20 protein-coding genes are annotated in these 25,213 nt (G+C 43.1%); 14 read left to right on the forward strand and 6 right to left on the reverse strand.

Annotated features, from left to right (window positions below; all coding sequences use genetic code 11):
* Window positions 1-7 precede the first annotated feature (7 nt).
* From BMW86_RS30980 to treF, 6 genes are all read left to right on the forward strand, one after another.
* Window positions 8-5,518 carry a hypothetical protein gene (locus tag BMW86_RS30980; protein ID WP_089787618.1) on the forward strand — a complete coding sequence of 1,837 codons (5,511 nt, stop codon included), beginning with the start codon at window positions 8-10 and terminating at the stop codon, window positions 5,516-5,518.
* Window positions 5,515-7,383, forward strand: a complete 1,869-nt coding sequence (locus BMW86_RS30985; RefSeq protein WP_089787620.1) for a hypothetical protein — start codon at window positions 5,515-5,517, stop codon at window positions 7,381-7,383. The genes BMW86_RS30980 and BMW86_RS30985 overlap by 4 nt, the downstream gene beginning before the upstream one ends.
* Window positions 7,384-7,493: 110 nt before the next feature.
* Window positions 7,494-10,169: an alpha-L-rhamnosidase gene (locus tag BMW86_RS30990; protein ID WP_089787622.1), complete on the forward strand. Its 2,676-nt coding sequence runs from the start codon at window positions 7,494-7,496 to the stop codon at window positions 10,167-10,169.
* 266 nt (window positions 10,170-10,435) lie between these two features.
* The gene (gene trxA, locus BMW86_RS30995; protein ID WP_089787625.1) at window positions 10,436-10,732 is read left to right on the forward strand and encodes a thioredoxin; all 297 of its coding nucleotides are present in this window, start codon (window positions 10,436-10,438) and stop codon (window positions 10,730-10,732) included.
* A 101-nt stretch (window positions 10,733-10,833) separates the two neighbouring features.
* Window positions 10,834-12,003: a DUF5009 domain-containing protein gene (locus tag BMW86_RS31000; RefSeq protein ID WP_255373049.1), complete on the forward strand. Its 1,170-nt coding sequence runs from the start codon at window positions 10,834-10,836 to the stop codon at window positions 12,001-12,003.
* Window positions 12,004-12,018: 15 nt separating this feature from the next.
* Window positions 12,019-13,605 carry an alpha,alpha-trehalase TreF gene (gene treF, locus BMW86_RS31005; protein ID WP_089787627.1) on the forward strand — a complete coding sequence of 529 codons (1,587 nt, stop codon included), beginning with the start codon at window positions 12,019-12,021 and terminating at the stop codon, window positions 13,603-13,605.
* A gap of 298 nt (window positions 13,606-13,903) precedes the next feature.
* Here the strand turns inward: treF and BMW86_RS31010 are convergent, their stop codons facing one another.
* Window positions 13,904-15,166 (reverse strand): cytochrome P460 family protein, encoded by a 1,263-nt coding sequence (locus BMW86_RS31010; RefSeq protein WP_089787628.1) that lies wholly within the window; start codon window positions 15,164-15,166, stop codon window positions 13,904-13,906.
* 100 nt (window positions 15,167-15,266) lie between these two features.
* Here BMW86_RS31010 and BMW86_RS31015 point away from each other — a divergent pair, with 100 nt between their 5' ends.
* From BMW86_RS31015 to BMW86_RS31030, 4 genes are read left to right on the forward strand one after another with little or no spacing between them, the layout of a single operon-like run.
* Complete coding sequence (locus BMW86_RS31015) at window positions 15,267-15,536, forward strand: hypothetical protein (RefSeq protein ID WP_089787630.1); 270 nt, start codon at window positions 15,267-15,269, stop codon at window positions 15,534-15,536.
* Between the two features lie 34 nt (window positions 15,537-15,570).
* Window positions 15,571-16,029, forward strand: coding sequence for a NanQ anomerase/TabA/YiaL family protein (locus tag BMW86_RS31020; protein WP_089787632.1), 459 nt, complete (start codon window positions 15,571-15,573; stop codon window positions 16,027-16,029).
* A gap of 48 nt (window positions 16,030-16,077) precedes the next feature.
* On the forward strand, window positions 16,078-16,545 hold the full coding sequence (locus BMW86_RS31025) for an RNA polymerase sigma factor (protein ID WP_143056746.1): 468 nt from the start codon (window positions 16,078-16,080) through the stop codon (window positions 16,543-16,545).
* Entirely contained in the window at window positions 16,542-17,153 is a 612-nt protein-coding gene (locus BMW86_RS31030; RefSeq protein ID WP_089787635.1) for a cupin domain-containing protein, read from the forward strand. Before BMW86_RS31025 ends, BMW86_RS31030 begins: the two co-directional genes overlap by 4 nt.
* A gap of 2 nt (window positions 17,154-17,155) precedes the next feature.
* Here BMW86_RS31030 and BMW86_RS31035 read toward each other — a convergent pair whose 3' ends face one another.
* Window positions 17,156-17,596, reverse strand: coding sequence for a nucleoside deaminase (locus BMW86_RS31035; RefSeq protein WP_089787637.1), 441 nt, complete (start codon window positions 17,594-17,596; stop codon window positions 17,156-17,158).
* Window positions 17,597-17,745: 149 nt separating this feature from the next.
* On the opposite strand from BMW86_RS31035, the gene BMW86_RS31040 reads away from it, so the two are divergent.
* Entirely contained in the window at window positions 17,746-18,822 is a 1,077-nt protein-coding gene (locus BMW86_RS31040) for a 3-oxoacyl-ACP synthase III family protein (RefSeq protein WP_089787639.1), read from the forward strand.
* A 2-nt stretch (window positions 18,823-18,824) separates the two neighbouring features.
* Here the strand turns inward: BMW86_RS31040 and poxB are convergent, their stop codons facing one another.
* Window positions 18,825-20,552: a ubiquinone-dependent pyruvate dehydrogenase gene (poxB, locus tag BMW86_RS31045; RefSeq protein WP_089787640.1), complete on the reverse strand. Its 1,728-nt coding sequence runs from the start codon at window positions 20,550-20,552 to the stop codon at window positions 18,825-18,827.
* A 140-nt stretch (window positions 20,553-20,692) separates the two neighbouring features.
* Here poxB and BMW86_RS31050 point away from each other — a divergent pair, with 140 nt between their 5' ends.
* Window positions 20,693-21,841, forward strand: coding sequence for a putative sensor domain DACNV-containing protein (locus tag BMW86_RS31050; protein ID WP_177189455.1), 1,149 nt, complete (start codon window positions 20,693-20,695; stop codon window positions 21,839-21,841).
* 42 nt (window positions 21,842-21,883) lie between these two features.
* On the opposite strand, the gene BMW86_RS31055 is transcribed toward BMW86_RS31050, so the two are convergent.
* Window positions 21,884-22,099: a DUF6965 family protein gene (locus BMW86_RS31055; protein ID WP_089787642.1), complete on the reverse strand. Its 216-nt coding sequence runs from the start codon at window positions 22,097-22,099 to the stop codon at window positions 21,884-21,886.
* 130 nt (window positions 22,100-22,229) lie between these two features.
* Between BMW86_RS31055 and BMW86_RS31060 the strand changes: the two genes are divergently transcribed.
* Window positions 22,230-23,054 (forward strand): LamG domain-containing protein, encoded by an 825-nt coding sequence (locus BMW86_RS31060; RefSeq protein ID WP_089787644.1) that lies wholly within the window; start codon window positions 22,230-22,232, stop codon window positions 23,052-23,054.
* Between the two features lie 22 nt (window positions 23,055-23,076).
* Here the strand turns inward: BMW86_RS31060 and BMW86_RS31065 are convergent, their stop codons facing one another.
* Both BMW86_RS31065 and BMW86_RS31070 read right to left on the reverse strand, forming a co-directional pair.
* The gene (locus BMW86_RS31065) at window positions 23,077-23,685 is read right to left on the reverse strand and encodes a TetR/AcrR family transcriptional regulator (protein WP_177189456.1); all 609 of its coding nucleotides are present in this window, start codon (window positions 23,683-23,685) and stop codon (window positions 23,077-23,079) included.
* Window positions 23,686-23,896: 211 nt separating this feature from the next.
* Entirely contained in the window at window positions 23,897-24,796 is a 900-nt protein-coding gene (locus BMW86_RS31070) for a helix-turn-helix domain-containing protein (RefSeq protein WP_089787648.1), read from the reverse strand.
* A gap of 198 nt (window positions 24,797-24,994) precedes the next feature.
* Between BMW86_RS31070 and BMW86_RS31075 the strand changes: the two genes are divergently transcribed.
* Complete coding sequence (locus BMW86_RS31075; RefSeq protein ID WP_218149267.1) at window positions 24,995-25,195, forward strand: aldo/keto reductase; 201 nt, start codon at window positions 24,995-24,997, stop codon at window positions 25,193-25,195.
* Window positions 25,196-25,213 lie beyond the last annotated feature (18 nt).

Here is a 25,213-nt window from a genome sequence, read left to right on the forward strand (position 1 = left end):
GAATTCCATGGCTGAGTTTAATGAGATAAGACAACAACTAACGGATGCGCGTAACAGTAAGTCGCAAACGCAGGAATCGCTGACTGCTGCAAAAGAGAAGTTAAGCAGGGTTAACAGAGAGCTGGAACAATTGCAGAGAGGTTATGATGCCAGTAATCCTGCCCATGTAAAAAGGTTGGAAGAACTGAATAAAATGCAATCAACTGCCGGAGAGGCAGTGGATAATCTTAAAAAGACTTTAACGAATGCCGGTACAACGGTGGCGGATATCTCCAAACAATTCCAATTGTTTTTAGATCCCCGTAAAAATATCAGCAGGATGGATGATGCTTATCCATTCCTGTTATTACCGGTAAGGATAGAAACAAGATTTAAGCGGATAGATAATAACAATCAGCTCTGGATCAGGATCTTTCCGGATGATTGTGCAGTAGATACTTTTGAGAAATTATTGTCAGAGACAGAGGTAAAGAATGCAGTGTCTTACTGGAACCGTTTATGGCAGGCCGGTGGTGTGGAAGATGATGAACGGGCTGCCTGGAGAACGCTGGTATCCAGTCATGGTTCAGGGCGTGCTTCTTATATTATCAGTCAGTATAAACCATTGAATGAGGCCGATAAGCCGGTGAAGGTAAAGAAAACAGATATTATCCTGGTGGTGAGTTCGCCTACAGTGCCTGATAATGCATGGCGTGATTACTGGACTGTATTATTAAAATCTGCCGGGAATAAGGCGGCGGAAACAACAGCCTATACAGATCTTGTAAATGTAGTGGGAGCATCTACTGCCGCACAGGGAGTAAAAGATTATCTGCCGATGGATTTTTCGGCTTACTCACTATTGTACAAGTCGGATAAAACAGTGGATGTAAAAGTAGTCTTCCAGCAGTTACCTGCTCCGGGTGCTACGGATACAAAGTTACAGTCCTGGTCACAGGCACCACATGTAAAAGTAATGCCTGATTGTTTCGTGGTAAGTGGTTATCAGAACGGTAGCCTGGTATTTGAGGTAACCGGTTCGCAGATTCCTTCTCCGCTGGTAGTAGGGCCAGATCCTAATGCGACACCGGGAGATGAGTTTAAGCAGGACCCTAACGGAGAGATGGTAGTAGGAGATGATATCCGCTGGATGGTGGATTTTGAAGATGCGATCGCAAAAGGATTAGGGTTTAAAATTGATCTGACACCAGCGCAGGCGGGAGCCGGTTTTGATAAGATCTTTGCTTTAGGGGTAAGATTGAGTAATGATGAACAGAAAGGCGCTGAATTGTTAGAAGAGCTGTTAGATCATCATCGTTTAAGTCGTAAAGGATTATCCCTGTTAAAACAGGGAACTGCCACCAATAATACAGATACAACGGCTGCCGGTCATCAGAACCTGGATGATGCGGATGAGAGTTTCGATGAAATGAAACAATCGCAGCTGTTTACCATAGAGACAGATCCATTCCTGAAGAAAGACGGGCAATGGCTGGCGGAAAGCCTGGGGATCAGTTATGAATCTTTGTATAAAGTGAAGAACAGCGGCTTTACAGATCAGCTGGAAGGTAAAGCGATGAATGTAGCGTTATGGCCGGCAACGATGGGGTACATGATGGAGTCCATGATGCAGCCGCTATTTAAAGATAGTGATATCGTCAATACCCGCGACTTCTTCAACCGTTTTGTAGCAGGGCGTGGTACAGTGCCTGCTATTAAAATAGGCAAACAGCCTTATGGGATTTTGCCGGTGGCGACATTCTCCGATCTGCCCTGGCTGAGTGGCAGGACTGTACCCGGACTGGCAGCCATTAACCGCAGTTATATTTCCCGCCTGTATGAGGTACTGAAGATCATAGATACCGACTGGGGGCCTTTGGTAAACCAGGTATCCTGGATTGGCAAAACAGGAGATGCACACCAGATTCTGCTGGATGTGGTGGGATTAAATCCTGATTCTGTGGAGTATTACCAGCGTAATGCAGAGAGTGTGGAAGAGTTGTTTAACCGCCTTAATTTAATGGGATTCGGGGGTGCTATAACTGCTATTCTTCTAGTTGCAGCCTATGCGAAATCCGGTGCAGACCTGTTGAAGAAATTTGGTTATACTGGCACGGTATTACCGGATATCCTCCATAAATTTTTTATCCAGAGTCAGAACCTTTTAAAAGGACCATTGATTGATGATAGTCCGCTTTCTGAAAAGGAATTAATAAGGAAATATACCCCAGACCCTAATGGGGTGAATTACCTGCAATGGCTGATTACAGCAGCGGAGACCTCTCATGATACTTTGCGTAAGCAGGAGGGCTTTATTGATGGAAAGATCCCCACTGCTTTGTTATATCATATGCTGCATCATGCACTGGACTTAAGTTATGTGGAAGTAAGCATGCTGTTATTCCAACAGGCTGCATTACTTACTCCCGAACAAGTTACTTCCTCTAAAATAGAACCAGCCTTTCTGCATATCAGTCAGAAGGCAACAAAAACAGAAAGCCGCTGGCAATACCTGTATACACCAGAGTCTAAGATCACTGGTAATAATGAATTACTGGTAGGAGATTATATTCCTAAAATCATTAAAACAGATGTTGCTACGCAGTACCTGAATGAACAGTTAAAAAGTGTAGCGTTATTAAAGGGTATTCCAACGGCCAGACTGGAAAGAATTTTTGCAGAACATATAGATTGCTGTAGTTATCGCCTGGATGCCTGGAAGAATGGTATCCTGAATTACCAGTTATCATTGATGCGTAGCAGTACAAATGATAATGGTGAAGTGGATTATAAAAAGGGCACTTACATTGGTGCTTATGGCTGGCTGGAAAATGTACGTAGCGAGAATAAAGTATTAACTGAAGTGAATCTGGATGATGATCCTGAACTGAAAGATCTCTTTATTAAAGGTCAGAAAACGACACTGGTAAAAGACAATACTAATGGCGGATATATACTGGCTCCTTCCTTAAACCATGCCGTAACGGCTTCTGTGTTACGCAATGGATATATGACAAACGCTAATCCTGATGCCTTGCGCATCAATCTTTCTTCAGAGCGTGTACGTAAGGCGTTGTCTATTATTGAAGGGATGCGCGGCGGACAGTCATTAAGCGCTTTACTGGGATATTATTTCGAAAGAGGATTACATGAAGGGCATCCCGGTGTAGAGTTGGATTATTTCATTTACCAGTTGAGGAAAGCTTTCCCACTGGCTGCCAATAAGAACAAAGAAACTTTGCTGGATGCTGCGGCACTCAGCAGTGTGGAAGCGATTGAAGCAAATAATGTAGTAGACGGCCTGGCGTTGTTAGAGCAGATCCGTGTATCAGGTGTCAGTACTTATCCTTTCGGAAAGGTGTTGGACCCATTGGATAATACAGCCCAGGGAATTGCGATTGAAGCAGAAGTACAGCATATTATGGACCTGAATGATGCCATAGCGGATACAGCGCTGGCAGAGAGTGTACATCAGGTAGTACAGGGTAACTATGACAGGGGGGCGGCTACGCTGGATACTTACAGCAAAGGTAATTTTCCGCCTGTGCCGGATGTGATACAGACACCACGCAGTGGAGTGAATCTCACCCATCGTGTAGGACTGCATTTTGAAACAGGCCTGAATCCTGCTTTGGAAATAACGGCAAGAGCCAAAGCAGAACCAGCTGTTAATAAGTGGCTGAAGAGTATGATACCCGCTGTGAATAATATAGTCTGCACTGTTAGTTATAATGCGGTGGCCGATGAGGAAATAAGTGCCGCGACACTTGGACTGGAACCTATTGATTTATTATACCTCGTCAATATAGATAACGAGCCTGCCATGACGGACCTGGATGACCGTATCAACAGGTTTGTACTGGATAAGGTAACAGTAAGGCCAGATACTGTTATTACCATTAACTACATGAAACGTATAGCGGGTAAGGTGAGTTTTTTTGAACTGGCTCCGCTGATGAATAGCCTGCGTCATTTATTATTGCATTCAAGACCGCTTACTGCCAATGATATTGTATTGTCCAACAGTGCACAGCAGCAGTCAGACCAGGCCCAGTCGCTTGATAGCAGCAGATTGCAGATGGCATACGACAGGCTGGAAGGTCTGCGTGCGACCCAGCTGACGAATTACAGTGCAGTCATTGATCCGCTGGTGGCTGATACCGTTACTAACAAAACACAGATCCTGAACACAATAGATATACTGATGACAGATCTGGTGAAGATTTTATCTGCTGTGGGAGAGTCGGGTTTACCGCAGGCCGGTTATGGATTTATTCATGACAGGAAAAAGCAGCTGTTCATTAATCTGTTGAATAAGCTGGATGAACTGATAAAACGCTGGGATGACAGACTGGTACATTTTGATGGCCTGATAGCCACTTATGGAAGTTTAACAACGGATGAGGAGAAGTTTGATTTATTGCTGAACGCGAGAAGGGATATTACGGCTAATCCTGAAGTATTGTTACCGGTGAATCCTGATGATCTTAAAAATGATCTGATTGCAGGACGTTTAATATTTAAGAATAAACGGGATGATTTCAATAACCAGTATCATACCAATGAAAGGTCTTTATCTACTTTCCTTACTAATATCAAAGCATTGTTGCCCACCACATCTTTTGATCAGATAACATTTGATGTATCGGATGTAGAGCAGCTGATCATTGTCCTGGCAACTGATATGGCAACAAGAGCAACGGGACTGGCTACAGACCTGAAAACACGTTTAACTGCCGCCGCTTCTTTGCTTGCGGATGCCAGCACCGCAACTGAAGATAAAACGCAGGTTGATTTGTTATTACAGGCGGGCAAACAGCTCTTCCATGAGGATTTTAAGATAGTGCCTTCGTTTACGATGCCTGCTGATAAAGCAGATGAATGGGCGAATTCCTATGGTGCTACCACTCAATTGTTAGATCATCTTATCAATACAGAGAAAGTTGATTTCCCTGTGGATGAATGGTTGTATGGTGTAGCCCGTGTACGTGAAAAAATGTATCACTGGGAGAATGTGACTATCCTTTCGGAAGCTTTTGGTAGTACAGAACGGATATTGAAACCGGTGCAGTTACCGTATAAGAGTGCTGATAGCTGGCTGGCACTGGCTTATCCGCCAACTTATGTAATAGAGAGTGACCGTCTGTTATATACAGCTCATTATGCTGTTGCTTTTGATAAGACGAAACAGCAGTGCGGGTTATTACTGGATGAATGGACGGAAGTGATTCCTGCCCGGGAAGAGACGATAGGTGTTGCCTTTCATTACGACCGGCCAAATTCTGAGCCACCACAGGTAATGTTATTGGCCATGCCTTCTGATTTCAAGGGCGCCTGGCAATGGCAGGACCTGGTGAATATTTTACATGAAACACTGGATATGACCAAGAAGCGTGCGATAGAGCCTGATAATATTGACAAATGGAATTATGCACGTTTCCTGCCTGCGGTTGTTTCGTCTATGACGGTATATCCGCTGACATCATCGCTGAATTTTGCTTTTAACAATAACGTTCAGGAAATACTTAGCAAATCATGAATCAATACGTTGCTTTAGATAATATCCGTCAGGAGCTGACGTTGAGAACAATTCCTGCTATCACTTTGTGGAACAGGCTGGAAGCGCGTCCGCGTACAGATAACTTTGACCGTGCGCTGAAAGCGGAAGTGCGGGATGCCTTGTGGATGCTGACCAAACAATGGCAGATGGGAGAGTTCCGTGGGGATGATGCCGGATCTCCTGTTACGTCGAAGATTCATATGAGCACCACTAAATTGTCTAAATATGTGGCGGGGAACCATGATGTGCAGGCGTTTGATGATACTGTTCCGCTGGAAGCCAAGGCGGAACAGCGGCCTATCCCTTTTACCATTGATACACAGAAAATATCGCTGGATATAAGGCTTTTGATGGGCAGGCAGTGGTTAAAGATGATTGCATCAACCGGTAATTTTAAAGCTGCTTACATTACGAAATATGCCATCAGCATACCTGATATAACTGATAAAAATGATGTGCTGATTACGGCTCACAGGGAAGCGTGGCAACAGGTTGCGGCTACAGCCCAGCGTTGTATGGATGGGTATGAGCTCTACGTTTATCTGAAATCAAATGCTGCTCATCATGCTTATGATACTATCCCTATGACTCCTGTGCAGCAGGATGCTATTGATATCTTAGCTGATAAGTTCATCACCTGGTATGAGAAATTGTATTATCAACCTTTAGATCCTGAAAACAATGCCTGGAAACCTGATTTCCTGGAGTACCAGTTTGGTTGTTCTGCACCGCAGGGTACAGGGGAAAAGGTGCTTACAGCAGATCAGTATTGTGATGGTCACCTGGACTGGTACAGCGTGGATATAGATCCGCTGGCTATTACATTAGGAGATACGGGTGTTCCTGCTTTACCACCCAAAACGTACACCCGCTCATTTATACCCGTGCCTGTTACGTTTGATGGTATGCCGGATACCCGCTGGTGGACATTCGAAAACGGGCGTACTAATTTCGGGAATATTAATCCGGGGACTACGGACCTTGGGAAATTGTTACTGATGGAGTTCGGGTTGGTATTTGCTAATGACTGGTTCCTGCTGCCTTTTACCCTTGATGCAGGGAGTATTGCCAACATTAGGGGCATGTCTGTGACCAATGTATTTGGAGAGCGCTTCTGGATAGAAGCGGCGGGAAAAGGACTGGATGATGACTGGAACAAGTGGAGTATGTTTACGTTGAATACAAAAGGTAATCTGGGAGAGTTAACAGATCCCAGCTTACTGGTATTACCGGTAACGCCTAAAATACTTGAAAGCAAACCCCTGGAAGAGATCCGGTTTATCAGGGATGAAACGGCTAATATGGTATGGGCGATCGAACATACTGTTCCTTTGATGACAGGTGCTGCTAAACGTGGCAGCGAAGCTGCTGATGAGCTGCAAAAACGTTATCAGCAGTTACTGGATAAGGATATTTCAGATGGGACGGTTGTAAGTCCGGCCCCAGTGTATAAAGCGGATATCCGTTATCAGGTGATGAACAGTGTTCCTGAAAACTGGATCCCGTTTATTCCTGCACGTCTGGAAGGTAGTAACAGGAGTATACGCCTGCAGCGTGCTGCTATGCCAAGGATACTAAGTGGTGATGCTGCCAAGCCTGAAAAGATCCGTCCACGGACGACGTTGCTGCGGGAAGGGCTGGATATAGACCTTTGCAAGCCTTATTTTATTAATGAGGAAGAGGTACCACGTGCCGGTACGAATGTGTATCAGTCTTATCAGCGTTCACGCTGGTACGATGGCGGTGTATGTACCTGGCTGGGTATCCGTAAGCAAACCGGCAGGGGAGAAGGGCATAGCGGGCTGGCATTTGACCAGACCGTTCCGGTAAAGAAGGCGGAGTAAAGCAGATAAGATACTGAGGGACAGTTTAGATAGTTTAGAGCATTATATTGCTATTCGTTATGATTTTTTTCATCTAAACTATATATTCGTCTCTTCAACAAGTATTTGTCATGCTAAAATCCACATCAGGTCTCAGGGCTTTTGCCTCTGTATTTTTGTTCATTACATGCTGCACAACAGCTTCCCTGGCTCAGGTGGTTGTTGCAGGTATGCAAAGTGAATATCTTAAAAATCCTATCGGTATTGATACCCGTAATCCGCGTTTATCCTGGTATCTGGCTGATCCACGTCAGAACAGTTTACAGAGCTCCTACCGCATAATAGTAGATACCGATTCCAGTGCTGTGGCAGAAGGGAGAGGCAATGTCTGGAATACCGGCCGGGTAGAATCAGATAGTACCCTCATCGTTTATAAAGGGCAGCCACTGCGGCCGTTTACAAAGTATTTCTGGAAAGTAGAGATCACAGACCGCGACAAACAAACGTCCGCAGGGATAGCCAGTTTCGAAACCGGTATGATGGAGATGAAGAACTGGCAGGGCGCCTGGATTTCCGATAGTGAAGACCGGAACAGACAACCGGCCCCTTATTTCAGGAAAACCTTCATGACTTCTAAAAAGATCCGATCTGCGCGGGCTTACATCGCTGTAGCTGGTTTATACGAGTTATATATCAACGGGGAAAAGATAGGTAATCACCGCTTGGACCCTATGTATACCCGCTTCGACCGCAGAACATTATATCTTACTTATGATGTTACCCCGCAGTTACAATCCGGTAAGAATGCTATAGGCGTATTGTTAGGTAATGGCTGGTATAATCATCAGTCAACCGCTGTATGGGACTTCCATAAAGCGCCCTGGCGTAATCGCCCGGCTTTCTGCCTGGATCTGAGGGTTACTTATGAAGATGGAACGGTAGAAATCATCAAATCAGGCAAAGACTGGAAAACAGCGCTTAGCCCTATCATATTTAACAGCATTTATACTGCCGAACATTATGACGCCCGCCTGGAAAAGCAAGGCTGGAATACGCCCGAATATGCTGATTCTGCATGGGGGCATGTCATCTATCGTCAGGCGCCGTCTACCAATATCGTAGCCCAGGTAATGCATCCTATCAGGAATGTTGAAGAAATCCCTGCTAAGAGCGTGCAGAAATTCAGTGATTCCAATTACGTCTTTGATTTGGGCAGGAATATAGCAGGGGTGAGTAAGATCACTATAAAAGGCGCTCCGGGAACAGTTATCCGTCTCAAACATGCAGAACGTGTGTATCCTAACGGACACGCAGATATTTCCAATATTGAGATGCATTACCGGCCTACAGATGATAAAGACCCTTTTCAGACAGATATCTATATCCTGAGCGGTAAAGGGGAAGAAACCTTTATGCCGCATTTTGACTATAAAGGGTTTCAGTATGTTGAGCTCAATAGTACAACACCGGTTGTTGTGAATAAAGAAAGCCTGGTAGGTTATTTTATGCATAGTGATGTACCACCTGTGGGACATATTAACTCTTCCAATCCTCTTATCGATAAGCTTTGGTCTGCTACCAATCATTCTTATCTCTCTAATCTTTTTGGTTATCCTACAGATTGTCCGCAGCGTGAAAAGAATGGCTGGACTGGTGATGCACAGATAGCCATAGAAACAGGATTATATAGTTTTGATGGCATTACCATCTACGAGAAATGGCTGGCAGATCATCGGGATGAACAACAGCCCAATGGTGTATTACCTGCTATCATTCCCACCGCTGGCTGGGGATATGAATGGGCTAATGGTCCGGACTGGACCAGCACCATTGCTATCATCCCCTGGAATATTTATCTTTTCTATGGAGATAAAAAACTGTTGTCTGATTGTTATGACAACATCAAACGTTATGTAGATCATATTGATCTGATCAGCCCTACTGGTATAACTACCTGGGGACTGGGCGACTGGGTACCTGTTAAATCAGTGACTCCTGTAGAACTCACCTCTACCTGTTATTATTATGCAGATGCATTGATTTTATCGAATGCTGCAAAGATCCTGGGTAATACAGCAGATTATGGAAAATACCTGGCGCTTTCTGTGAAAATTAAGAATGCATTCAATGATAAATATCTGAATAAAGAAACGGGTATTTATGGAGATGGTGTACAAACGGCGTTAAGCTGTCCACTGTACTGGGGACTGGTACCTGATGAGTTTAAAAGCAAGGTGGCAGCTAACCTGGCTAAACGTGTAGAAGCAGATCTGTTTCACCTGGATGTAGGTTTGCTGGGACAAAAAGCTATCCTGAATGCATTAAGTGAAAATGGTTATGCGGATATAGCATATAAAGTGGCTTCTCAGAAAACATATCCTTCCTGGGGTTGGTGGATAGAGAATGGCGCTACAACTTTATACGAGAACTGGAAGATTGATGCAGCCAGTGATATTTCCCTGAACCATATTATGTTTGGAGAGATAGGAGCATGGATGTATAAAGGTTTGGGTGGGATTAAACCAGATCCTTTACAACCGGGATTCAAAAATGTATTACTGGCACCTCATTTCGTAGAAGGGCTTGATCATTTTGAAGCTATACATGAAGGGCCTCATGGTAAAATCACTTCTTCCTGGACAAGGAAAGGTAAAAAAGTGAATTACACGGTGATCATCCCTGCTAACTCCACAGCAACTATTGTATTGCCGGTAGTAGCTGGTTTAAAGCCTTACCTGGACGGGAAAGTTGTAGAAGGAGAAAGGATGTCTACCGGGTCTGGCACGTACGAATTTTCCTGGAAATAGGGTAGCGACAGCGTAGATTACCAGATGGTATTGATCATAAATACACTGTATCTGACTGTTTAGTTCTCTGATTTAGCTTTGGAATATAGGTTCAGGATTTGTTTTTCAATTTAACTTCACCTAATATTCACGTCAGATAAGGTGTATTTATTGATCAATACCATCTGGTACGAAGATTATGTAATCAAACTGAGGCACTACCTAGCCTGCCTGAACCATATGTTTCTGATAAAAGAAGCGTAACTTTAAGTACAATCATAAATGGCATGGCTACATTTTCAGAAGTAATCAATAGTGATAAGCCAGTATTAGTAGACTTTTTTGCCACCTGGTGTGGGCCGTGTAAAACAATGGCGCCGATTTTAGAGCAGGTAAAGCAAAAAGTAGGAACTGACGCAACGATCATAAAAATTGATGTAGATAAGAATCCCGCTGCTGCATCTGCTTACCAGATTCAGGGCGTACCAACACTGATCCTGTTTAAGAAGGGGAAAGTCCTTTGGAGACAGTCCGGGGTCGTTCCCGCCAATAACCTGGAACAGGTTATTAAACAAAACGCATAATTGCATACACTTATCATGCTTGTCCTTAGAAGAGCCGCAGAAATGCGGCTTTTCTTTTTGTCATAATATTTTGTATGTTAGTAGGCATAACCAAAGTCATAATGAAATTATCTCAACGCCTGTTATCTATTGATGCATTCCGCGCTATTACCATGCTGGCAATGATCTTTGTGAACGATGTGAGTGGTGTCAGTAATATTCCCGCCTGGATAGACCATGTAAAGGGAAATGAGGATGGTATGGGCTTCGCTGATACCGTTTTCCCGGCATTCCTTTTCATTGTAGGACTTTCTATCCCTATTGCCATTGGGCGGCGTATCAGTCGCCAGGAGTCTTTTTTCAATACTGAATGGCATATCATTGTGCGTTCTTTTGCACTGATAGTAATGGGTTTCTTCCATGTAAACCTGGAGAGTTACAGCAGCGCGGCTGCCTTACCTCATGCTGTTTGGGAACTCCTGATTACCGTGGCTTTTTTCATGATATGGCTGGATTATCCTGAAACAATGAACCGCACCCGTAAATACGCTATTATGGGTGTAGGCATGGCGTTATTACTACTCATGGCCTTGTTATATGAAGGTGGCAGCCAGGACGATCCTCATGGCATGCAGCCGGAATGGTGGGGTATCCTTGGGATTATCGGTTGGGCATACCTGGTATGTGCTACACTATTTCTTGTGGTAAAGGGTAAGTTCCCTGCATTGGTAGCTATTTATGGTATCTTTCTGTTGATCAATATATTACATCATGGGGAATGGTTTGCGCCAAGAATCTGGCTGATCGGGGATGGTGGTTCTGTATCCCTGATTATGGGTGGGGTAGTGGTGTCGTCCTTGTATCTGAAGCTGATGAAGGATGGTAAACGTAGTGCCCAGATGCTCATTTTTACAGTAATAGGAGTAGTAATGATAAGCGCTGGATTCATATTGCGTCCTTATACAGCCGGGATCTCAAAAATACATTCCACACCGGCCTGGGTACTGATCTGTTCCGGTATCAGTGTATTGTTGTTTAATCTGATGATATGGCTGGTAGATGTAAAGGAAAAGATGAACTGGTTCAGTATTATCCGTCCGGCAGGAACCAGTACGCTCACCTGTTACCTGATCCCTTACCTGTTATATTCTGTTTTTACGCTGGTTCACTTTAAATTCCCTGCTGTATTGAGTGAAGGGATAGGGGGGATTCTCCGTTCGCTGGCTATTGCTTTTGTTGTAATTTTAATAGTAGGCTGGCTGGAAAAGAAAAAGCTACGTTTGAAAATATAATTACCTTCATTTTCTATGAAAAACAATAGTTTCCTGTTTATCCTGCTTCTCTGTTTGGCCGGGTGCCGGTTTAACACGAAGCTGGAAGCGAAACATGACTCACCAAGACAATTATATCCCGGTTTATTTGAGGACGTGCAGACGTCTCATGTTTTTGCGGATAGTAAAACATTTGTAGACTGTATCCCCAGGTATGAACCGGCGGATATTATGAAGTCGTACAATGAAGAAAAGGGTAAAAAAGGATTTGATCTTAAGGAGTTTGTTCATAAACATTTTGGTACGCCTGTGCCGCCACGGCCTTATCGTTCTGATTCTACTCAGTCTGTAGAGGTACATATAGATTCACTATGGAGTGTGTTAACACGTTATGATGATCAATATCTGCCGGGTACTTCCCTGATTTATCTGCCACATCCTTATGTAGTACCGGGGGGGCGTTTCCGTGAGGCTTATTATTGGGATACTTATTTTACCATGAAAGGGCTAAAGGAAGATGGGAAGCCGGACCTGATTAAAGATATGATGGACAATTTCTCCTTCCTGCTGAATACTTATGGTTTTATACCTAATGGTAACCGTACTTATTATCTCACCCGTTCCCAGCCTCCATACTTTTCACTGATGATGGATTTGCTGATAGCAGAGGAGCCTGATCCTCAGGCAATGAAGAGAAAGGTACTGGCTACTTATGGCAATGCTTTAAAGTTAGAATATGGCTACTGGATGAGTGGGGCAGAAACTGGCAAAACACAGCTGCATGTGGTAGTAATGCCTGATGGCTCTGTGCTGAACCGGTATTATGATTCCGGTAACTGGCCACGTGAAGAAGCCTGGACGGAAGACATTGCTACTGCTGCTGCATCAGGACGAAAACCAGTGGAAGACGTGTATCATGAATTACGTTCAGGCGCGGAATCCGGCTGGGATTTCAGTAGCCGCTGGCTGGCAGATGGTAAAACATTGGGAACGATTCACGTGACTGATATTGCACCGGTAGATCTGAATTGTCTGATGTTTCTGATGGAAAGAATGCTGGCTACTGTTTATGGTCTGGAAAAGGATACTGTAACCAGCAATAAGATGTGGTTGGCCGCTACTACCAGGATGAATACTATACAGAAGTATTGCTGGGATGAGAAGACGGGATGGTTCAGGGATTATGATGTTAAAGCCAGAACGCAGACACCCAGTCTTAATCTTGCGGGGATGTTTCCTATGAGTTTTAAAATAGCAAGAGAGGGGCAGGCAGATAGTATGGTTACTGTGTTAAAAAGAGAGTTCCTGAAACCTGGTGGATTGGTTACTACTCCTGTAGAAACTGGTCAGCAGTGGGATGCACCCAATGGCTGGGCCCCTTTACAGTACATGTCTGTGCTGGGGTTGTTAGCTTATCATAAAGACTCAGTGGCGGAGGATATTGCTAACCGCTGGATACATGAGAATACAAAGGTTTTTAAACAGACAGGCAAGTTGCTGGAGAAATATAATGTAGTGGATACGACATTAACCGGTGGAGGAGGAGAGTATCCTAACCAGGATGGTTTCGGATGGACTAATGGTGTATTGATAAGGTTTCAGAATATATTCAAGAAACAATAAACTATTGTTTATGACAAAACATAGTAGGCTCCGTTAGGAGCCCCGTGTTTGTAGAAAATAGATAAACAACAAAACAAAGACTCCGTAGGAGTCCCCTATTATTCGCGACTTAGGGGACTCCTACGGAGTCTATTAAAGAGAAGATTATTTTTTGCTACAAACACGGGGCTCCTAACGGAGCCTATTGCGTTTTGATATAAACCACGGGGCTAACAGAGCCTATTGTGTGTTAGAAATTTGAGATTATACCATGCAGCATCTGAGGGCAAAATATACAGGAGTCTTTCTTTATATCAAATTATTCAATAGTTACTGATAACCTTTGATGAATCATCTCATTCATATGATCTCTTTCAGAAGTTCCTTTAATCACTTTATAGCCTGGTAAAGGATCAAACTTCACGAGTTCTACAGACTTTAACTGTGCAGGTGTATTCGCTCCAAACCAATGATCATCTGCCTGTTGATCCCAGGTTACCAGGGCCAGTTGTGCCTGTACAGGATAATTACTATCTCCCCGCGTACGTGCGTACTGGTAAGCAATATCATTAGCATATAAAGTAGACATCGTTTTATGTTGTTTATCTACCTTAGTACTGATTACTTTCCATTTTAACAGTGTATCTGTTTCCAATGCAAGAGGTGTTGTAAATACATAATCAACATCTTTTAAAGGCTGATGACAGTTCACACATTCAGTCGCAAATAATACTGTTTTTCCATATGGTTTCAGGTCCATTCCTTTCCATCTTGCCCATCCCCATCCTTTGGTCTCTTTGTATTTATCTGCATCCTTAATCATAAACTCTACCTGTTTAAATTCCCCTGCATGCACCACGCCATCTGCATCTACCAGCTGCTCCCAGGCTACTTTAGCAAATGTGGTACCATCAGGCCAGGGATTGGTATGATGCTCTTCAATCGCTTTCACGGCAATGTCATTACCGAAGATCACACGTAAGGTACTGTTATCAAACCTGTCGGTAGTATTGATCGCTTTCCACTGGCCATAACCTTTGATAAATTCGATGCCGTTAAGGGCAGGTTTAACCGCTATGGCAGCTTTATTGATCCAGTCGTTATATTGTTTCTCTGCTGCGCTAAACCTGGCAGAATCTGATGTTTTAACAGGAGAAAGACTGATCAGATAATTCTTCAGCACGGTGATATCATTATCCGAAATTTTAGCTTTCGGATGCAGCATCGTATAATTACTGAGAGGCATTTCCTTAAACAGGATCTGGTTTAGAGAAAGATAGAGATTGGCTTTTTTATCTCCCGGAGCCAGGCTATCCCAGTTGGAAAAATTCAGCGCAGCCCTGCCATCTTTTACATGGTCTGCTACCAGCCAGTAAGCAGGTGCTATCTGATCGAACCATTTGAGGTTGGTTTCGTTAGAGTGGCAGTCGTAACAGGAATTCTGAAGAATCTTTTTTACTTCATCCGGCGCCTGGAGATCACCGGTTACCGGTGGGTTCTTTAGTTCCGGCCGAATGAACTGGATACCTGTGAAACAGATAACCAGGAATAACAAACCTAATAACCATTTCCTTTTAGACATGATGGATTAATTTTTACAAAACTATAGGAAAACCATGCATACACGTGTGTTAAAAAGGTTGAACGTAATGAATTAAAGGATAAGTGATATCTTAGTAGTCATGAAACTCAATAATCAGGACATTACAAGACTGACGGAGATCAGGATTTACTTCAGAGAGCCTCCTTATTCTTTCAAGTTATCAGGATATGCCAGGCTACAGGTAGAAGAAAGTATTGGCATACTCAGGAAATATCCTAACATACCCGCCACCCTGATTGAACGGATGGAAGCCTTTATGCCATTGCTGATAGAATCAGAGCATAATATCTCTGAAACAATGGAACTGATGAAAAAGTTCGCAGTATTGCTGAACGAAATCAACCGATAACCCCAGGGCGCATTTTTTCATTACTTTTGCGCCCATGATATTGGATACATTACAAAACGCACATCTGTATTATGGCCTCGGCCCCCGCTTTATAAAAGCATTTGAATACCTGGTTAACACTGATTTCAATAAAGTGGAAAAAGGCCGGTATGAAATAGAGGGTACTAACATCTTCGCCATTGTAAATGAATATGATACGATAGATACCGAAGGGGAACAGATGGAATCCCACCGCAAATATATTGATGTGCAATACATCGTAAAGGGAGAAGAACTGATCGGGCACGACTTCCTGAAACAACAAATCCCATCCAAAGTATATGAAGAAGAAACCGACTTTATGCTGTTTGCTGAAAAGCCTGCTTTTTTCTCAAAACTGGAACAGGGGCACTTTGCTGTTTTCTTTCCGACAGACCTGCACATGCCCAATATTCGCGTTGGAACACCGGTTCCGGTGAAGAAAGTTGTAATCAAGATAGGAGTAAGTATATAGATTTTTTTACTGCGTAAGATTAATAATTTAATTCTATCTTTATTTACAGTGCTACCGATTAAAGACAATTATCAAGGACACAATATAATAGTTGCTATCAGAAAGGGCGACCCGGAAGCTATTTCTAAACTATATGATCAGTATAGTGGTATTTTGTTTGGTTTTATTACCAGGATGGTAGGCAACTCTCTTATTGCGGAGGGGGTTTTACAGAATAGTTTTATTGTAATATGGAAAAGCCTGGCGACATACGATCCTGAAAAGGAACGACTGTTGACCTGGATGCTGAAAATAACCACGGGCGTTTGTATTGATGCCTTACCCGAAACAGGTACGATCGATAAGGCAGACACAGGTATATCAGATTATGAATACCTGAATAATGCCATCTCACTTGTTTTCTTTAAAGGATTAAGCCTGGAAGATGCTGCTAAAAAATTAGAGGTTCCCCTGGATGTGTTAATACCGAAGATGAAAATGGCCTTCAAACAGCTGCATGGAGGACTGTCATTATGAAAAACAACTCAACTTTTATAGAATCCGGGATACTGGAATCATATATAGCTGGTTTAGCTACTGAGGCTGAAATCAGGGAAGTGGAAGAGATGGCTGCTGCTCATGCTGATGTGCGTGAAGCATTGGATGCATTAAATGACGTAACAGAGCAGCTGGCAGTAGCAAATGCAGTTGCGCCGCCACCCATACTGAAGCCTTTCATAATGGCTACCATAGACTTTATGGGTAGAATGGGCGCAGGCGAAACACCTTCTTTCCCGCCAATACTGGAAACAGGCGCAAAGATTGCGGACTATGCAGAATGGCTGGACCGCCCGGATATGGTTATACCTTCTTATTTTGATGGAGTATATGCAAAGATCATAGGATATACGCCACAGGTAACTTCTGCCATTGTATGGATCAGTGAGATGGCACCGGAAGAAGTGCACGATAATGAGTATGAAAAGTTCCTGATTGTAGAAGGCACCTGTAATATTACAATAGATGGAGAAGTCCATTCTCTGGTAGCAGGAGATTACCTGGCTATCCCCTTACATAAAAAACACACTGTAGAAGTGACCTCTGCTGAATTGTGTAAAGTAATCCTGCAGCGTGTAGCAGCCTAATCTCATTTATGTAATCCTCTGCAATGATCTTCCAATATACCTGTGATAATGGTTGGAGGAGTACCCCAGTGTTTTATTGAAGTATCTTTTAATATGGGATATAAAGAACTATATCCACCAATTTCCCCTGTAGTCATCCCCATTACTACTGTATTAATTTTTGCATGCCTGATCACATAGGAACACATAATACAGGGTTCATGCGTGGTATATAAGGTGCAATCAGAAAGGTCCTGGCTCTTTAAAGCATGCGTAGCGTGTCTGATGGCTTCTATTTCAGCATGGAAGGTGATGTCCATATTAGTTTTTCCTCCCTCTATGCCTTCTCCTATGATATGTCCGTCTTTTACGATCACTGATCCAACCGGACTATCTCCCCGGTGGCCTGCCAGAATGCCCAATGCAACACATCTATGCATGTAAAACTCATGATCTTTGTTCATTACTTATCTTTATACAAAGTTAAGGTATGGATTATTCAGATCATATATACGACTGATTGTTATCATTTAAGCGTACCTTCATATCTCATATCTTTCGCTTATGAAAAATAGCAAGGTATACGTTTAGAGTATAAACAATGAATTAAGATATGTCTCCTATAAGAACAGTTATAACGGGTACAGGTAGTTTCATTCCTGAGAATAAGAAGATTAATAGTGAATTTGCCATCCACGATTTTTATGATGATCGTCAGCAACGTATCCCCAATGCAGCTGTTGACATCATTAAGAAGTTTGAACAGATAACGGGGATCTATGAACGGCGATATGCGAACCAGGAAATGAATGCATCAGACATGGCGGCTATTGCTGCAGCTGTTGCGATCAAAGATGCAGGGATTGATCCTGAATCTATTGATCAGATCATTGTTGCGCAAAATTTCGGAAACGTAAGTAAGCATACGATACAATCTGATGCGGTGCCTTCCCTGGCATCCCGTGTTAAACATATATTGGGTATCAAAAATCCTTCCTGCATACCTTATGATCTTTTATTTGGTTGTCCGGGCTGGATACAGGGTTTGATCCATGCAGAAGCATTCTTTAAATCCGGTCAGGCTAAAAGATGCCTGGTAATCGGGACTGAAACGCTGAGCCGTGTGATTGACAATTACGACCGCGACAGTATGATCTTCAGTGATGGTGCCGGAGCTGTGATTGTAGAAGCACAGGAAGGAGAAGCAGGGTCTGGTGTATTAGGTGCCGTTGCTCAGTCTTTTGTAATAGATGAACTCAATTATATCTTTATGGGGAAATCTTATTTCCCGGAAGCTGATTCCCGTATCCGTTATATTAAGATGCAGGGCCGTAAGGTATACGAGTTTTCACTGAAGCATGTACCGGAAGCCATGAAGGGCTGTCTGGAGAAAAGTAACGTAGATATTAAAGATATTAAGAAGATCTTTATACATCAGGCCAATGAAAAGATGGATATCGCTATTATCAAAGCATTTTATATGCTCTATGATATCAGTACTATCCCTCTTAATATAATGCCAATGAATATAAAGGAATTGGGTAACAGTTCTGTTGCTACTGTTCCAACCCTGTTTGACATGGTAAAAAGAGGAACGATACCTGACCATGAACTAAAACAGGGAGATATCGTTCTCTTTGCTTCTGTAGGAGCTGGTATGAATATTAATGCTATTTGTTACAAGCTCTAGTTTTATTCCAGGAAATTGCTTTTAAGTGTTTGCCACACTTCACTGCCGTTACCATTAAAGATCTGTTTCAGCATATAGATACCGAATCCTTTTGCCTGTGATAACTCAATCTTTGGCGGCATTGTTAATGCGCTGGGATTGACAACTACGTCTATTAACACCGGCCCGTCATGTGCGAGGGCTTTTTCTATGGCTTCCTGAATATTTTCCGGACTTTCTACCCGTATTCCTTTGATACCGATAGCGGCCGCCATTTTTGCAAAGTCGGGATTCTTCAGGTCTGTACCGAATGGTGGTAAGCCTGCTACTTTCATTTCCATCGCTACAAATCCCAGTTGTCCGTTATTATAGATCACTATTTTAACAGGAAGATTGTATTGATAGATAGTGAGCAGATCACCCATCATCATTGCAAAACCACCATCACCGGATAAAGAGATCACCTGTCTGCCGGGGTATTCTAATTGTGCACCGATAGCCTGTGGCATAGCGCTGGCCATAGACCCATGATTAAAAGAGCCCAGCAGTCTGCGCTCTTTTGTCATTTTCAGGTAACGGGCAGCCCATACTGTAGGTTCGCCTACATCTGCGGTGAAGATGGCGTTATCAGCAGCCGTTTCACTGATGATTTTTGTAAGATATTCAGGGTGGATGGGCGTGGTACCTTCCTTGCCGGTAGCATGGGAATCCAGTGATTTGCGGCTGTCTCTATAATCATTTACACATTGATCCAGGTGCTTTTTGTCGGTCTTTTGTTGTAAAAGGGGAAGCAGGGCTTCCAGTGTTTCTTTCACGTCGCCTACCAGTCCCAGGTCTATACGGCATCTTCTGCCCAGGCGTTCTGCACGGATATCTAACTGTACAACTTTCTTGGATTTTGTGGGCAGGAAATTGGAATAAGGAAAATCTGTGCCTAATAATATGATCAGGTCTGCAGCTTCCAGGGAATGAAAGCCGGAAGCAAAGCCAATGAGGCCGGTCATACCCACATCGAAAGGATTGTCGTATTCCACATGTTCCTTTCCTCTTAGCGCATGCACCATAGGAGAGAGGATGATTTCCCCCAGCTGTATCAGTACATCATGTGCTCCGGCACAGCCACGGCCGCATAACAGGGTTACTTTGGAGGCCTCATTAATGAGTGTGGCCAGTTTATCCAGCTCTGCGTCTGAAGGGCGGATGGCCGGGCGGGTTAATAAGATGGGATGTTCAAGGTAGTCGTCTTCCACTTTCTCCATCGCCACATCTCCGGAGAGGCCGATAACGGCAACACCACGAAGGCCAATTGCATTTTGCATAGCGATCTGTAATACGCGGGGCATCTGCCGGGCAGAAGAGATGATTTCGCAATAATGGCTGCATTCCCGGAAGAGTAATTCGGGATGTGTTTCCTGGAAGTAGCCGGTGCCTATTTCACTGCTGGGAATATGTGCCGCGATAGCCAGTACGGGGGCCATGCTGCGGTGGCAATCATACAGACCATTGATGAGGTGAAGATTACCGGGGCCGCAGCTACCGGCACATACAGCCAGTGTGCCTGTCAGCTGAGCTTCTGCACCTGCTGCAAAAGCGGCTGCTTCTTCGTGTCTGTAATGAATCCACTCTATTTTTCCGCTCTGGCGGATCTCATCTACTATACCGTTTAACGAATCACCTGTTACGCCATGTACACGCTTTACGCCAGCCTGTACCAATTGTGCTACCAGTTTAGCTGCTATGGTTTTTGACATTCTGAATTGGGTTTGTGAGTGGAAATTGAGTAATAATTGTTACAAATTCTTTGCCATCAATGGATTGTACATGATTTTACGTAATAGGGCAAACACTATTTTGTTTTTCTATAGCTTTGGAGTTATTTAACGGCTTCTTTATGGAATTGACGAACGAATCGACTTATCAGGCTGCCAGTAAGGTAGCCGGCACGATAGAAGAACATTTTCAGAAACATCTGGCAGCAGCAAAGGCGAATGGTGAAGAAGACCTGGCAACAATGCCCAATGAGGCGATCATCGAAAAAATGATTGATGTAGCGTTCTGGGCAAGCCTGCGGAGAGAAGAGGGAAATCCTACCCGTATTTCTCTTGCATTTTTACAACCCTGCCAGGCAGGAAAACCTTTACTATTTGAACAACGCCTGCCACTGACGGTGAAAGTGCTGACAAAATTAGCTCCTGGTGTAGAGCGGGCAGGTATTCATATAGGGGTGTGGTTTGATGGTACTGAGTTATTCATCTGGGGTACCACCATGAAACTGCCGAATTACTGTTTTGTACTGGATGTGTCTGAACCTGGATTACTGGTGGTGAAACACCGCCGTATAGTAGGATTGGGAAAGTTTACCAATGTAGCGGTACTGAAAGGCGACCAGGTGCAGGTAGTGGATGAAAATAGCGGACTGCTGCCTGATACTCCTGCTATCCTTACTTCATTACTGGGTTTAAACTCTTCCCCTTTATGGAATGATCCTGTGAATGTATTGATCCAGATTGCCGTATCCATGCGTTCACATATGCGGGGAGGTATTCTGCTGGTGACGCCATCCGGTAATGATCACTGGAGAGATTCTATCATACATCCTTTGCAGTATCCGGTGTTCCCTGCTTTTGGCGGTGTGGCAGACTTAATAAGACAGGACGGTAGTAAGGTGACAGAGATCTTCTGGCAGACAGCCTTAAGACGTGAAGTGGAAAATGTGACAGGACTGACAGCTGTAGATGGTGCTACCATCATCAATGATCAGCATGAGCTGATGGCTTTCGGGGCAAAGATTACACGTTCTGCAAAGTCTACTCCGGTAGACCAGATGCTGATGACAGAGCCGGTAGTAGGAGGGATACCTGTGTTGGTACATCCTTCCAGTATTGGGGGAACAAGGCATTTCTCAGCGGCGCAGTTTATACATGATCAGCATGGGGCTTTGGCGCTGGTAGCTTCTCAGGATGGATATTTCACGGTGTTCTCCTGGTCGGAAAAAGCACAGATGGTGCAGGCGCACCGTATTGATATTTTATTACTGTAAGATCAGAGGGCTGACCTGTTTGTTTCCAGGTCAGCCCTCTCATTATGCTGTCAGCTTGTTCTTTACGAAAAGCAGACGCTCATAAAATACTTCGAAGATACCTACTCCTTTCCTCAGTTTGATAATAGCCAGATGGCTGAATACAAATGCTTTAAGGTCGATAATCTTACTTCCCTTTGATAACTCAATTGATTGGGGCAATTCGGCAGTAGAAAAAAAATCCTCCATCTCCTGGATGTCTTTGTCGGCATATTTCATATTAACCCGCGTATAGCAAATATCTATCCAGCTTTTTTCATTATATTGTAAGTGTTAATCCGACAATTATCGGTAACCCAACACTGGCCACAGGTTTTGCAACTATATTCTTTATTACAAAATCCACTTTATGAAAACAATCATCACAATCCTTCTCATCCCATTTTTGTTTGCCTGTCAGAAAACTGCCAGCATCAAGCCTTCTTTGCAGCAACAACAACTGGCTGCAGTAGCAGCAGACACATGGGAAACTGTTTTAGATAACAGTAGTTTTGCCAATTACACTGCTTTTGAAGCTGCCTGGAATTATCTGTATCCATGGGGATCTGATCATAACGGTAGTGCGCGTATGTATGGCAGCAGTACGGATCATAATCATATTTATTTAAGCAATAGTATCCTAACAATAAAAGCTACAAAAATTACCTGGGATGAGGGCTCCAGTACATCTGATCCGCACCTGGCTATTCATTATCATTCCGGTGCTATTAATACAAAGGAGCATGTACTTGTAAACGATCAGTTTCCCAACTGGGAAGTGAAATGTGATTTCCAGGTACCTACTGTGACTGGCTCCTGGCCTGCATTCTGGTTAACAGGTGTAAACAGCTGGCCTCCTGAAAGTGATATCATGGAATTTAAGGGCAGCGCTACTAACTGGCAGAATACTTTCAGGACTTCTTCTGATGTATCCAGTACGCTGACGACGGTATCTTCTCCCGGCAGCTGGCATACTTACCGGGCATGGATCACCAAAGTGAGTGCTACCAATGTAGATATCCATTATTATATTGATGGAGTATGGAAGGCGGTGCATAATGCCAACTTTGTGGGCAAGCCTTTGTATGTGATCATTAATATGCAGATGGAAGGTTCCAGCGGGGCTCCTGGCCCTACGGCTGATACTTATTTTAATGCCCGTAATATTTATATCGGAAGAACAAGGACCTATTAATGGTTGAGGAAACCTGTGGCTTTTATACTTTTATTGTTTTGTATAACCCATCCCAGAGGGGTTTCAGTTCGATTACTATTTTGCTGCTATTGTCTTCTATAATCCTGCTGATGCCCACACCGTCACCTGTGTAGATGAATAGTTTAGCCAGCTGTATATCACTCATTTCAGATTTAATTTCACCGTTTTCGCGGGCATGTTTTACCCTGGCCGTCCATGCTTTTATTTCTTCTTTCTGATAGACCAGGAGAGTTTCTTTGAAGCCAGGGAGAATCTTCATCGCATCAAAAATGAGGTAGTAAAGGTTGGTTGTAAAGGGTAGCTCTTTATTACTACCACCGATCATTTTTACCGATTTTTTCCTTCTGTTTTCTGATTCTGTCAGTATTTCGGTATAGAATTGTTTTAAGGAATGGAATGGGATTTTACTGAAATCCACAGACATCATATCTCTGAAGAAGTGTTGTATTACTTCTTCAAACACCTGTTCTTTACTGCTAAAGTAATGATAGAACGCTCCTTTAGACATGCCGGTTTCTTCCACGATCTGTTTCATGGTTACTTCCTTGAAGTTTTTCTGCAGGAAGAGCCTCAGCGATGTAACTAAAATATGTTCTTTTGATTCGTTCATAGTACCGACCATTTGGTACATAAAATTAGGGATAAAAATGAAATACTGTTACATCTTTATTTATTAAATAAAAATAGATGTGTTTGAGTGTGAATTAAAGGGACAATATTTTGTTTTAAAACTATTATCAAAGAGGGGGTTTTAGGTAAAGTCGTTTTTAATATCGCATCTTAAAAACGACTTTGACATACTCCGGCCTTATGAAACAAAGTCAATTCAATGATTTTCGGTATTCATTGGGAGAATGTCCAACCTGCTGTTTAAAGAAACGGGTAAAATGCGAGGGATATTTAAAACCAAGCTTATAAGCAATCTCGCTTACCGATTTGCTGATATCAAGTATCTGTTCTTTCGCGACATCAATCAGTTTTAGCTGTATGTATTCCTGCGCTGATTTCCCCGTTTCTTTTTTTACCAGGTCCCCGAAATATTTTGGAGATAGATTGAGTTGGGCTGCACAGTACGAAACGGAAGGCAATCCCAGGATTTGCAGTTTTTCAGATTGGAAGTAATTGTTCAGTAATCCCTCAAATCCAGTCAATACATCTTTATGAATATGTTCTCTTGTGAGAAACTGCCGGTCATAAAACCGAACGGAATAATTCAGGAACATTTCGATATTACTTACGATCAAAGTCCTGCTGTGCTTATCAATAGGATGAGCTAATTCATACCGGATCTTATTAAAACATTCCAACACAATTTCTCTTTCTGCATCGGATATGTGAAGCGCTTCATTGACGTCGTAAGAGAAAAAACTATATTCGTTAATGCATTTGCCAAGGTGCGTTCCACGGATTAAATCGGGATGAAAGAATAATCCCCATCCTGTCGGCTGTATCATGTTTTCACTTTCTTCAAATCCAAATACCTGGCCGGGAGCGATGAAAAGAAGCGTTCCTTCTTCGTAATCATAATGATTGCGGCCATATTTTACCTCGCCACATTTCTCGTCTTTTAAAAAGATCATGTATACATCAGAAATATAACGCGCTTCTTTTACAGGCTTCGACAACGACTGATCGAGAACACTTACCAAAGGATGCAGGGTCTTCTGCCCCCGTTCGTTATTGATCTGAGTCACGCTTTCAATTCTAAGAGGATTTGCCATGCCTTCGGTTATTTTAAAATGAAATTAGATTAAGTATTTCAAAAACTCTAGCAGAGTACTCCTGAACAGAAATAATGATAAGAGAAACAGGAATCTGTATAACAACCTGATGCAAAAGTATAAAGAACTTCGCTCCGTCCAATAATCTATCGAATCATTTGATATAGTTCTGCAAAAATCAGTAAAAATAAAAGGAAAATGAAAGAATTACCATCAATAGCATTAGGTACCTGGTCCTGGGGAACAGGTTTTGCCGGAGGCGACCAGGTTTTCGGTAATAACCTTAATGCCGGGGATTTAAAGCAGGTGTTTGATACAGCGATGAAAGCAGGGTTTAATTTATGGGATACTGCTGCGGCTTATGGCATGGGCTCATCCGAATCTATTTTAGGTGAATAAAAACCGTTTCAGGTATTA

It is taken from the genome of Chitinophaga sp. YR573, assembly GCF_900110995.1.
In the GTDB taxonomy this organism is placed as follows: domain Bacteria; phylum Bacteroidota; class Bacteroidia; order Chitinophagales; family Chitinophagaceae; genus Chitinophaga.

Bases quoted from the DNA above. Each gene is read 5' to 3' on its own strand.
- BMW86_RS31020 (WP_089787632.1), top strand. From the start codon at position 15,571: ATGATATTGGATACATTACAAAACGCACATCTGTATTATGGCCTCGGC.
- BMW86_RS31050 (WP_177189455.1), top strand. From the start codon at position 20,693: ATGGAATTGACGAACGAATCGACTTATCAGGCTGCCAGTAAGGTAGCC.
- BMW86_RS31060 (WP_089787644.1), top strand. From the start codon at position 22,230: ATGAAAACAATCATCACAATCCTTCTCATCCCATTTTTGTTTGCCTGT.
- BMW86_RS31010 (WP_089787628.1), bottom strand. From the start codon at position 15,166: ATGTCTAAAAGGAAATGGTTATTAGGTTTGTTATTCCTGGTTATCTGT.
- treF (WP_089787627.1), top strand. From the start codon at position 12,019: ATGAAAAACAATAGTTTCCTGTTTATCCTGCTTCTCTGTTTGGCCGGG.
- BMW86_RS31040 (WP_089787639.1), top strand. From the start codon at position 17,746: ATGTCTCCTATAAGAACAGTTATAACGGGTACAGGTAGTTTCATTCCT.
- BMW86_RS31015 (WP_089787630.1), top strand. From the start codon at position 15,267: ATGAAACTCAATAATCAGGACATTACAAGACTGACGGAGATCAGGATT.
- trxA (WP_089787625.1), top strand. From the start codon at position 10,436: ATGGCTACATTTTCAGAAGTAATCAATAGTGATAAGCCAGTATTAGTA.
- BMW86_RS30985 (WP_089787620.1), top strand. From the start codon at position 5,515: ATGAATCAATACGTTGCTTTAGATAATATCCGTCAGGAGCTGACGTTG.
- BMW86_RS31070 (WP_089787648.1), bottom strand. From the start codon at position 24,796: ATGGCAAATCCTCTTAGAATTGAAAGCGTGACTCAGATCAATAACGAA.
- BMW86_RS30990 (WP_089787622.1), top strand. From the start codon at position 7,494: ATGCTAAAATCCACATCAGGTCTCAGGGCTTTTGCCTCTGTATTTTTG.
- BMW86_RS30980 (WP_089787618.1), top strand. From the start codon at position 8: ATGGCTGAGTTTAATGAGATAAGACAACAACTAACGGATGCGCGTAAC.
- poxB (WP_089787640.1), bottom strand. From the start codon at position 20,552: ATGTCAAAAACCATAGCAGCTAAACTGGTAGCACAATTGGTACAGGCT.
- BMW86_RS31075 (WP_218149267.1), top strand. From the start codon at position 24,995: ATGAAAGAATTACCATCAATAGCATTAGGTACCTGGTCCTGGGGAACA.
- BMW86_RS31000 (WP_255373049.1), top strand. From the start codon at position 10,834: ATGAAATTATCTCAACGCCTGTTATCTATTGATGCATTCCGCGCTATT.
- BMW86_RS31065 (WP_177189456.1), bottom strand. From the start codon at position 23,685: ATGAACGAATCAAAAGAACATATTTTAGTTACATCGCTGAGGCTCTTC.
- BMW86_RS31030 (WP_089787635.1), top strand. From the start codon at position 16,542: ATGAAAAACAACTCAACTTTTATAGAATCCGGGATACTGGAATCATAT.
- BMW86_RS31055 (WP_089787642.1), bottom strand. From the start codon at position 22,099: ATGAAATATGCCGACAAAGACATCCAGGAGATGGAGGATTTTTTTTCT.
- BMW86_RS31035 (WP_089787637.1), bottom strand. From the start codon at position 17,596: ATGAACAAAGATCATGAGTTTTACATGCATAGATGTGTTGCATTGGGC.